The 10,901-nt window shown below is 31.6% G+C and carries 10 protein-coding genes, 2 tRNA genes, 1 rRNA gene and 1 pseudogene; 12 read left to right on the forward strand and 2 right to left on the reverse strand.

Annotated elements, in window-relative coordinates; all coding sequences use genetic code 11:
• The first annotated feature begins 6 nt into the window (after positions 1-6).
• The 12 genes and pseudogenes from rrf to ACIQ56_RS09420 all read left to right on the forward strand — a co-directional run bounded on the left by rrf (position 7) and on the right by ACIQ56_RS09420 (position 8,735).
• Positions 7-121, forward strand: a 5S ribosomal RNA gene (gene rrf / locus ACIQ56_RS09365).
• A gap of 18 nt (positions 122-139) precedes the next feature.
• Positions 140-215 (forward strand) — tRNA-Lys (locus tag ACIQ56_RS09370).
• A gap of 162 nt (positions 216-377) precedes the next feature.
• Positions 378-635: a bL35 family ribosomal protein gene (locus tag ACIQ56_RS09375; protein ID WP_397600804.1), complete on the forward strand. Its 258-nt coding sequence runs from the start codon at positions 378-380 to the stop codon at positions 633-635.
• Between the two features lie 159 nt (positions 636-794).
• Positions 795-1,154: a 50S ribosomal protein L20 gene (gene rplT, locus ACIQ56_RS09380; protein WP_153421565.1), complete on the forward strand. Its 360-nt coding sequence runs from the start codon at positions 795-797 to the stop codon at positions 1,152-1,154.
• A gap of 15 nt (positions 1,155-1,169) precedes the next feature.
• Positions 1,170-1,247, forward strand: a tRNA-Pro gene (locus tag ACIQ56_RS09385).
• A 69-nt stretch (positions 1,248-1,316) separates the two neighbouring features.
• A complete protein-coding gene (gene rplS, locus ACIQ56_RS09390; protein WP_397600805.1) occupies positions 1,317-1,724 on the forward strand; it encodes a 50S ribosomal protein L19 in 408 nt (135 codons plus the stop codon).
• Positions 1,725-2,145: 421 nt separating this feature from the next.
• The gene (locus ACIQ56_RS09395; RefSeq protein ID WP_397600806.1) at positions 2,146-2,652 is read left to right on the forward strand and encodes a hypothetical protein; all 507 of its coding nucleotides are present in this window, start codon (positions 2,146-2,148) and stop codon (positions 2,650-2,652) included.
• Between the two features lie 77 nt (positions 2,653-2,729).
• Positions 2,730-3,566 carry an SDR family oxidoreductase gene (locus tag ACIQ56_RS09400; protein ID WP_397600807.1) on the forward strand — a complete coding sequence of 279 codons (837 nt, stop codon included), beginning with the start codon at positions 2,730-2,732 and terminating at the stop codon, positions 3,564-3,566.
• Between the two features lie 178 nt (positions 3,567-3,744).
• The gene (locus tag ACIQ56_RS09405) at positions 3,745-6,051 is read left to right on the forward strand and encodes a DUF1989 domain-containing protein (protein ID WP_397600808.1); all 2,307 of its coding nucleotides are present in this window, start codon (positions 3,745-3,747) and stop codon (positions 6,049-6,051) included.
• 49 nt (positions 6,052-6,100) lie between these two features.
• Positions 6,101-6,703: a dimethylamine monooxygenase subunit DmmA family protein gene (locus ACIQ56_RS09410; protein ID WP_397600809.1), complete on the forward strand. Its 603-nt coding sequence runs from the start codon at positions 6,101-6,103 to the stop codon at positions 6,701-6,703.
• Complete coding sequence (locus ACIQ56_RS09415) at positions 6,700-7,653, forward strand: PDR/VanB family oxidoreductase (RefSeq protein ID WP_397600810.1); 954 nt, start codon at positions 6,700-6,702, stop codon at positions 7,651-7,653. Before ACIQ56_RS09410 ends, ACIQ56_RS09415 begins: the two co-directional genes overlap by 4 nt.
• A 40-nt stretch (positions 7,654-7,693) precedes the next feature.
• Positions 7,694-8,735 (forward strand): annotated as a pseudogene (locus ACIQ56_RS09420) (heme-dependent oxidative N-demethylase family protein).
• Positions 8,736-8,738: 3 nt separating this feature from the next.
• On the opposite strand, the gene fghA reads toward ACIQ56_RS09420, so the two are convergent.
• On the reverse strand, positions 8,739-9,575 hold the full coding sequence (gene fghA / locus ACIQ56_RS09425; protein WP_397600811.1) for an S-formylglutathione hydrolase: 837 nt from the start codon (positions 9,573-9,575) through the stop codon (positions 8,739-8,741).
• Positions 9,576-9,621: 46 nt separating this feature from the next.
• Positions 9,622-10,731, reverse strand: coding sequence for an S-(hydroxymethyl)glutathione dehydrogenase/class III alcohol dehydrogenase (locus ACIQ56_RS09430; RefSeq protein WP_397600812.1), 1,110 nt, complete (start codon positions 10,729-10,731; stop codon positions 9,622-9,624).
• Positions 10,732-10,901: the final 170 nt, after the last annotated feature.

Here is a 10,901-nt window from a genome sequence, read left to right on the forward strand (position 1 = left end):
AGTTTTGGCTGTGCTGATTGCGGCGGGGAAATACCGGATCCCATTCCGAACTCCGAAGTCAAGCCCGCCTGCGGCAATGGTACTGCACCCTTAGGTGTGGGAGAGTAGCTCTGCGCAGCCTTTTAATTTTCCCTTTAGTGGGTTCGTAGCTCAGTCGGTAGAGCATTTGCCTTTTAAGCAAGTGGTCCCCGGTTCGAATCCGGGCGGACCCACCACTAAATTTAAAACCCCGAAAGAAGCAATTCTATTCGGGGTTTATTATTGTCTATTATCTAACTATCCTACTTATTTCTTTACAGATAATAGTTGATTTTATTTGAAGCAGTGTTATAAGAAGTTTCTGTTTTTTGTCTCTTCTCAGTTGAAGGATTTATTGTATGGCAAAGTCAAAAGCTAAAATTAAAGCCAAAATAGCTAAGTCAAAAGGGAAAGTTAACAAGGCGATTAAAAATAAAAAGTCTGCTGCTAAACGTTATAAGTTAACAGCAACTGGTCTTGTTAAGGTTCCACATGTTGGCAAGCAACACAAGGCAGGTTCTAAGAACCGTAGTCGCAAAAATCGCTTGAAAAAAGCAAAAATTATGCGTGCTGAAAGTTCAAGATTAGTTTCTCGTTGTATTCCTAACGGATTATAATTATCAGGTTGTTCATTAAGCCTTTGGAAATTAAAAAGTCCATGAAACACACATCTATTTAGTTAGATTTGGTATATGTAAGTTTGTTTTAAACAGATGAATGGCTATCTAAGGTTTGTCTAAATCAGACAGCGCCATCATTCTCTAGGAGGTCATACAATGGCTCGTGTAAAGCGTGGCTTTAAACTTCGTCGTCGTCATAAAAGAGTTCTTAAGTTAGCTAAAGGCTATCGTGGAGCTCGTAGTAGACTTTACCGTACTGCAATTCAAATTGTTCGTAGAGCACTTTGTTACGCTTATCGTGACCGTAAAGTTAAAAAACGTGATTTTCGTTCACTTTGGATTCAACGTATTAACGCAGCTTCCAGATCCCATGGTTTGCCATACAGCAAATTCATGAATGGCTTGAAAAAAGCAAATATCACGCTTGATCGTAAACAACTATCTGAAATAGCTGTTCATGATGATGCTGTGTTTGCAACTCTTGTTAAAAAGTCAATGGCTGCTTTATCTAAGTAATTATTGTCTTGGACTCGGAGCGTAGCGCAGCCTGGCTAGCGCACTTGCTTGGGGTGCAAGAGGTCGCAGGTTCAAGTCCTGTCGCTCCGACCATTTCGGTTATTTTTTTTGAATTTTTTTAGAGAAACCGACTTAAGGCAATTCTCGCTATAGGTGATACTAATGAAACATCCTATTTTAAAATCTTTTGAATCCATGCACATGCGTGCAAAACAATTACCAAGCTTTAAAGCTGGTGATACAGTTTGCGTTTGGGTTAAAATCCAAGAAGGTGCTGAAAAAGACGGAACTCCTAAATACCGTCTTCAGTCTTTTGAAGGTACAGTAATTCGTTTCCGTAAAGGGACAATAAATTCTACCTTTTTAGTTCGTAAAATGTCTTCTGGCGGTATTGGTGTTGAACGTAACTTCTATGTTCATTCTCCACTTATTGACCATGTTGATGTTAAAGTACGTGGTAAAGTACGTCGTTCAAGAATTTACTATATTCGTAAACTTCGTGGTAAAGCTGCACGTATTTCTAGCCGTTATGTTTCTGCTGAAGAACTTAAGAGCTACGAACAACAATAAAATTCAATTTTGCGTAAGTTAAAAAGAATTTAAAAAGAGAGTCCACATTAAATTGTGGGCTCTTTTTTTTATATTATTTAAAAAATTCACATCTTAAGATTCTAAAATTACAAATTAAATTCAAAATAAATATGGATTGAAATTCAGTCAAAAAAAATCTTTTTATGAAGATGTAACTAATTAAAAAAATTATCTAATTTAAGTGCATCGTATGAAAATCAGGCGTTTTTTTAAAAAATTGATTTAAAGTCAGGCGTTTTTCGACCTCTATTTAGAGGTCTTAATTTTATATATATGAAATTATTAAATAAAATATCAAAAAATTTTTGGCATAGTTCTTGCATTACCACTCAATTAAGAGAGATTTATTTCTAAATCTTTCCAGAAATCGGTTCACATTTAACAATATGATTGGGTGATTATGACTAACTTAGATTTAAATATAAAAAATAAAAATAGTTTATTGAGACAGGAATTAAGTTTTGGAATGTGTAAAAAGAAAAAAACAAAATTGAATCGAAAAAGCGAATATTTTTCTAAATTGCAAATTCCTTTAGAAATGGCATTAAAAGAAGTTGCTCAATCGGCATATGCCTCAAAAAGATGGATTAAGCTTTGTCTTAGCTATGTTGAATTTGTATCACCTTCTGAATCATCAAGAGAGCCAGCGCGTTTAATGAGACTTCTTTCAGAATATCCAGCAGGTTTAACAAGAGAGGAAATGTTAAGTTATTTTTATGAAAATTATTTAACTTCATCTATAAATAGGAAAGAAAGCTTAAGGATATGCCTTGAAAAAATAGTGCAAAGAGCTCGAATTACTTTCATAAAATACGATTTAACAATTCATTATTGTAAAAATTCGAAAAGATATTTTATTATGCCTTTATTTTCAACAGAGGATTTAAATAAAAATTCAAAATCTTAAATATTGTTGAAGCTATATTCTTCATTTATATTCGCAAGGTGAAAATCTTTACGTTTCAAGAATCAATGGGGGAAATTATGTTTGTTCCAGATCTACTAAGTTCAAAAAAAATTCTAGTTACGGGTGGTGGAACCGGGCTTGGTAAAAGCATGTCTGAGCGTTTTTTATCTTTAGGGGCGTATGTTGTAATCTGTGGCAGAAGAGAAGAAATTTTAAAGGAAACGTGCCAAGAGTTCAATTCCAAATATAAAGATAAAGCTTCCTATCAAGTTTGTGATGTAAGAGATCCGCAGGCTGTGGAAAAAATGATTGATGATATTTGGTCAACCGGACCAATTGATATTCTATTAAATAATGCAGCAGGAAATTTTATATCACGTACCGAAGATTTATCTCATAGAGCTGTAGATATTGTCTTAGACATTGTTCTTCATGGAACAACATATGTCACTCTTGCTTGTGGCAAGCGTTGGTTACAAAATAAGTTAAAAGCAAATGTATTAAGTATAGTAACAACATATTCTTGGACAGGTTCTGCATATGTCGTTCCTTCTGCAATGGCAAAAGCTGGAGTGTTAGCGATGACGAGAAGTTTAGCAGTTGAATGGGGTGATCGGGGAATTAGAATGAATGCGATTGCCCCAGGTCCATTTCCTACAAAAGGGGCATGGGATCGTCTTGTACCTAATGCAGATCTAGGAAAAATATTAGAAAGTAAAAATCCTACTGGAAGACATGGGGAACATATTGAATTAGCAAATTTGGCGTCGTTTTTAGTTTCAGATTACGCTGGATTTATAAATGGAGAAGTTGTTACGATTGATGGTGGTGAATGGTTACAAGGTGCGGGTGAATTTAATTTTTTAAAAGCGATGAAAAATGAAGATTGGGAATCTTTAAGAAGAAAAAAATGAATTATTTATCAAATAAAATTTAGAAAATTTTAAAAGAAAAAATTATATTTTATATTAAAATACAAATTAAATAAATAAACAAGATAAATGAGTATGTTTCTTGCCTTTAATTATTAGCTGTGATATCAGTGGTATATTGTATCTATAATTGACGTTATTCAACTCAAAGTTTATTAAAATGACAAAAAAAAATAATCAAGAACGATATCGAATAAAAGGTCGTGAAGCATTTAAGTTTACTCTTTATGAAGGAGATCAATTCATTGTAACTGATCCTGAAGGTGGACAGTGTTGTGATTTATTAGCATTTGATTTTCTATTGGACGATGCTCTTAATTTATTAGGATTAAATGGTAATAAAAAAAGATCTAAAATAACTGAGTCTATTAAATCTACCATTTGTGAAAATGAAAAAATAAATTCATTTATTGCGCAAAATAAAATTATATTAGATAAATATTTTTCAATAAAATTACTAGAAAATGATTTTTATTTTGGAACACCAGGAAGAAACGAAAATTTTATTTCAAAAAATTCTACTTATTGTATATTGGTATCATGTGGAAACCTAATGGAAATAAGTGATCAAAATCCTTCTACTGAATTAATCGTTGAGATAAAACGAAATAAATTAAATATTAATAATATCGAATATTATTTACCCGAAGCTTTGTTTGAGCCAAAATTTGAGACTTTTATTAAACCAGGAACAGCAATTTCATATGAAGTTTTATCTGGTGATTATATACAAGTAATAGATGTTTTTGGTAAACAGTGTTCCGATTTTTTGGCATTTGATCGCAATGCAATAAATAATAGAATTGAACTTGGAATAGATTTAACTGCAACAAGGACTTTAATGGGATTAGCACACCCAATGCCAGGTCTTTTTTCAAAATTTTTTGATAAAGAATTTCAACCTATGCTTGAAGTGATTCAGGATACAGTTGGACATCATGATTCATTTGCATTGGCATGTTCTTCTAAATATTATGAAGATCAAGGCTATCCAGGACATAATAATTGTTCTGATAACTTTAATTCTGTATTGGAAAAGTATTTTATTAAATCTCGACCAGGTTGGCCTGCAATTAATTTCTTTTATAATACAAAATATGATAAGAATTCGGTGCAATTTTTGGATGAGCCCTGGTCTAGACCTGGGGATTATGTTCTTTTAAGGGCTCTTAAAGATCTTGTATGTGCTTCTTCTTCATGTCCTGACGATATTGATCCAGCTAATGGTTGGAACCCGACTGAAATTTGCGTCAGGGTTTATTCACCTAAAAAAACTATATCGAAAGGAATTGCATATCGTATGACACCAGATTCTGTTCCTCAATTCACTCAGGAAACAGCATTTCATCCTAAAACATCTTTGCTGACAAGATCTTTTATGGAATATCGAAATTTTTGGTTGCCGACATGTTTTACCGGATTGGGTTCAATAGAAGAATATTATGCTTGTCGCGAAAATGCAGTGATTATGGATTTATCTGCATTAAGAAAGTTTGAGATTATAGGACCCGATGCAGAAACTCTTTTACAAAAAACGTTAACTCGAAATATTAGAAAAATGTCAGTTGGTCAAGTTGTATACACCGCAATGTGTCACGAATCAGGTGGAATGTTAGATGATGGTACTTTATTTCGTTTGAGTTTAAATGGATTTAGATGGATATGTGGTAGTGATTATTCCGGTCTTTGGCTAAGGGAACAAGCTCAAAAAATGGATCTAAATGTTTATATTAAAACATCAACTCCAGAAATACATAATATAGCTATTCAAGGACCTAAAAGTAGAGAAATTTTAAAAAATATTATTTGGACAAAAATAGATCAATCAACCGTTGAAGAATTAAAATGGTTTCGATTTACAATTGGAAGAATTGGTGATGCAAATGGTGTTCCTTTAATTGTATCAAGAACCGGTTATTCTGGAGAATTAGGATACGAAATTTGGTGTCATCCTCAACATGCTTTAAAAATATGGGATTCCATTTGGGAAAGCGGAAATCCAAAAGGAATGGTTCCATTAGGATTTTCAGCCTTAGATATGTTGCGTATTGAGTCTGGATTGATTTTTGCGGGTTATGAATTTGATGATCAAATTGATCCCTTTGAAGCAGGAATTGGATTTACGGTTAATTTAGAAAAAGAAGATGATTTTATAGGAAAAGAAGCATTACAAAGAAGAAAACAATTTCCGCAAAAAGTTTTAGTTGGCCTCGAATTAGAAGGTAATGAAATTGCGGTTCATGGTGACTGTGTGCATGCAGGGCGTAATCAAATTGGAATTATAACAAGTGCAACTCGTTCGCCTATTTTAAGAAAAAATATTGCTTTATGTAGAATTGCTAAAGAATTTAGTGATGAGGGGAGAATTATAGAAGTGGGAAAACTGGATGGGTATCAAAAAAGAATTCCAGCTAAAATTGTAAAATTTCCATTTTATGATCCTGAAAAAAAACGTCCAAGATCTTAAATTTAAAAATACAAATAAATATAATTTTTAATAATTTGGATATAAAATTATGGAACGAGGATATTCTATAAAAAGTAAACCGATTTATTCTTCTTTAATATGGAATGATAAAGCCTCATTTCATTTGATAATTGCTCAAGGTATAGGAGCAATGTCTATTCTTAAGATGTTTCAAATAAAATCGCCTAAAGAACCTACAATTATACTTTATTCAACGAATTATAAAAACGAAAAAAATTATGTAAACTTAATTCAAAAAATTTCATGTGAAAAAATTTATATATTTGAAAATGATGATAATATTTATAAAAAATTATATGATATACTACATGAAATGTTTATGGGTTTAAGTCTTTATGTTGTAGGATCTGAAAATTTTATTTGGACTATTTCAAAAATTGCAGATAAATTTGCTTATGATGATTCAAATATTATAAAAGAATTAGCAAATACTTTGGCTCGATCAGTTTACTGTGTGCATTGTAAAGTTATTACAAATGATATTAAAGAAAATATTATAAAATGCTATGGATGTGGAAGGATGTTATTTATACGAGAGCATTTTTCTCGTCGATTTGGTGCATATATGGGAGTAATGGCTAATGCAGAATCCCCTTATGATTTACCAGAAATAGAGGAAATATATCCATGAAAAATATTGCCGTAGAAGTTGTTGATATTCAAAATGTAACGCCACTTGTAAAGCAATTTACATTAATGAATAAAAATAACTCTGAATTACCATCTTTTTCTGGAGGAAGTCATATTGTCGTTTCAATGAACTTAGAAAATAGATTGATTAAAAATCCTTATTCATTGATGAGTTCTCCATTTGATACAAAAATATATAAGATAGCCATTCTTAAACAAGGAAAATCAAGAGGCGGATCTCTTTTTATGCATGAAAGAATTTTTATTGGATCGGAATTAAAAATTTCCTATCCTGTAAATTTTTTTCCTCTTTTTAAAAAGGCTAAGAAACATATTTTAATTGCAGGTGGTATTGGAATAACTCCCTTTATTTCTCAATTGTATGAATTAAATAAAAGTAAATTAAATTTTGAAATTCATTATTCATTTAGGTCAAATAATCTTGGTGCGTTTGTAAATGAAATAAAGAAAACATATAAAAATCATGTAAATTTATATTGTGATGAAAACAATGAGTTTATGGATTTTGAAAAAATATTAAAGAATCAACCACTAGGGACACATGTATATGTTTGTGGTCCCAAATCTATGATTTGTGTTTTAAAAAATATCGCAATAAATTTAGGCTGGCCTTCAAATCATATTCATAGCGAACAATTTATATCGCCACCTGTGGGGGAAGCTTTTAATGTTTACTTAGCAAAATCAAAGAAGGAAATTATTGTTGATTCAGAGATAAGTTTACTTGAAGCTATTGAAAATGCGGGAGTGAAAGCTGACTACTTATGCCGAGGTGGTTCTTGTGGAAAATGTGAGTTAGAGATTATTGAAAATGATGGAATAGTTTATCACAATGATAATTATTTAACTGAGATTGAAAAAAATTTAGGAAAAAAAATATTACCTTGTGTTTCTAGGGCGAATTCAAGTAGTTTAATTTTAAATATTTGATTTTTTTAAAATTTAGTTTAATTAAAGTAGGTAAATTATTATGAGTTTAATTTTTAAAAATGAAACTTTTAGAGATGATTATTCTTTTAGAAACTCAAAGGAGTCAATAAAAAGATTTCCTTTTCCATTTGCAGAAGATAATTATAATTATTCTGTAAATATAGAGCCGCATATTAAAGGAAAAAAAAGACTCGGTATATGAATTTAAATTTGATATAGATGAGCATTATATATCAGAATGTAAGGATAAAGAAATTACATTAAAAGATGATCCTGGAAGATATGAATCTTTGCCTCATATGTCTGAAGCTCAATGGGATTTTGTTGAATTAACTATGAACTCATTAGCGCAAGATTATCCAAATTATTTTTCTCTCAAAAAAAATGAAGACAAATGGACTTGGGAAAATAAAATTTTAGGAATTAAAGATACATTTATTTTCGGTGATAAATATTCTTTACCAATGGAACCTTTTGAATATATGGGGCGACAAATTCAAGGTGATTTTGTTTTGCTAGATCAAAGAAATGAAACACTTTATGCTGATGCTGGATTTGTAACTTCTCAAGCTGATTGGTCATTGGCTTTTGATATTGGTATGTCTTGGCAAGAATGGCATGGTCCTGTACCCCGTGTAAGTGAATTGGGAATTATGGATAGAGCTTTAAAATATCTTTTGAATTTGCAGCAATCCTCTCCAGTAAGAAGATTAAATTGGACAATGACTATTCATCCAAGATTAGACACTTCCCCAGAAAATTATCCTTTTTGGGGGACGGATCGTAATAATATAAATTTTTCTAATGTAGGAGAACTTGTTTATTTAAGAGTTGAGTTACAAAGTTTATATAGATTACCAAAAAGCAATTGTATTTTATTTGCAATTCGCTGTTACTTAATTAGTTTAAATGATATCAAATCATTTCCTCGTTGGGGTAAAAGATTACATAGGGTATTAAAAAATTTACATCCTGATTTAATTGAGTATAAAGGCTTAACTAAATTTAATCCGACAGTTGTCTCTTGGTTATCTCAATTTGATGATGGTGAAAATTTAGGTAATGGTACAGAATTAGAATAAATTTTATTTTAAATATTCTGCATGATATATAATATGATCTCGAATAAATGAAGAAATAAAATGGTAACTATGATCATAACCATCTTGAAAACGTAGATTTAAAGATTGATTTTCTTTTTTACATGCTGCAATAAAATTTTCAGGTAATAATTGTTTCTGATGATAAAATTCATCAGACGTTCCTTGATCAATTAAAATATTTTTTACTTTTTTACCATTGAGAATTAAACATGTTGCATCATAATCATTCCAAACTAATTCGTTTTTTCCAAGATAAGCGCTAAAACAATTTTTTCCCCATTGAGAATTTATTGGGTTACAAATTGGAGCAAACGCAGAGACAGAAGTAAACAGGTCAGGATTTTTTAATGCACAAATAAGGGCTCCATGCCCACCCATGGAATGTCCGGATATAGATTTTTTTGAATTTAATTGAGGAAAATTATCCTCAATTATTATTGGTAATTCTTGAGTAATATAATCGTACATTTTATAATATTCATTCCAGGGCGTTTGGGTGGCATTGATGTAAAATCCAGCGCCTTTACCTAGGTCGTATCTTTCTTTTGAATCAGGGACATCGTCTCCACGAGGACTTGTGTCGGGAAAAATAATAGCTAGTCCATATTCCGCTGCATAACGTTGAGCCCCCGCTTTTGAGCGCGCATTTTCATCTGTACAGGTTAATCCAGAGAGCCAATATAATGATGGTAATTTTTCAAATTGAGCTTGGGGTGGTAAGTAAACAGAAAATGTCATATTCGAATTGCAGACCTTGGAATAATGAGTATATCTATTTAAATATCCTCCAAATTCTTTAATACTTTCTATTTTTTCCATAAATATTTTATTCTTTCTAATTTAAATTTATTTATTTTTTTAATTATCAAAATAAAATTACTGTGCGAATGCTATTTCCTTGGTGCATTAATTCAAATGCTTTATTTATTTCTTCTAGTGGCATTTTATGTGTTATCATTTTATCTAGTTCTATTTCACCTGATAAATAGCGATCCACATAACCAGGCAATTGAGATCTTCCTTTTACTCCTCCAAATGCCGTCCCTTTCCAAGTTCTTCCTACAACCAAATTAAAGGGGCGAGTCGATATTTCTTTTCCAGCTCCTGCAACACCAATTACAGTAGAAACACCCCAACCTAAATGAGTGCATTCAAGAGCATCTCTCATAACGTGAATATTTCCTATACATTCAAAAGAATAATCAACGCCTCCATTTGTAATTTCTTTAATATACTCACTTATTGATCCATTTATTTCTAGAGGATTAATAAAATCTGTAGCACCTAAAAATTTAGCCATTTGTTGTTTGTTTTGATTAACATCTATCGCAATAATACGAGAGGCTTTCGCCATAACAGCCCCTTGAATAACGGAAAGTCCAATTCCACCTAATCCAAAAACAGCAACTGTAGAACCCGGTTCAACTTTTGCAGTATTAAGAACGGCTCCAATACCTGTTGTAACTCCACAGCCAAGTAAACAAACTTTTTCAAGTGGGGCCTCTTTATTTATTTTTGCAAGTGCAATTTCTGGGACAACTGTATATTCAGAAAAAGTGGAGCAACCCATATAATGGTAAATTGATTTTCCATTTTTTGAAAAACGTCTTGTGCCATCTGGCATATAACCTGCCCAAACAGTAGCTGCAATAGATTGACATAAATTTGTTTTAGATGATTCGCAATATTTACAATTTCCGCATTCAGGAATGTATAGTGGAATAACGTGATCTCCTGGTTTTAAATCTTTAACATTAGGTCCACATTCTAAAACGATACACCCACCTTCGTGTCCTAATACACAAGGAAACACGCCTTGAGGATCTTCTCCAGAAAGTGTAAATGCATCCGTATGACAAACTCCTGATGCTACAACTTTTAATAATACTTCACCATCTTTTGGTTTTTCTATTTCTATTTCTTCAATTTCAAGAGGTTTTTTTGCTTCCCAAGCAACAGCAGCGCGTGTTTTCATAAATGTTATTCTCCAAATAGTAATTAAAAAATATTAAAATTATTTAGTTGTTTGCAAAATATCAATAAATTATTTATAATGCCAGTTAAGAGTTGAGAAAGATATTGTGAAGATTGAAGAAATAGCTCCAATTTGTTAGTTAATTGTTGCTTAAAAAAAAGTAACAAAGG

Source organism: Silvanigrella sp., assembly GCF_044369315.1.
In the GTDB taxonomy this organism is placed as follows: domain Bacteria; phylum Bdellovibrionota_B; class Oligoflexia; order Silvanigrellales; family Silvanigrellaceae; genus Silvanigrella.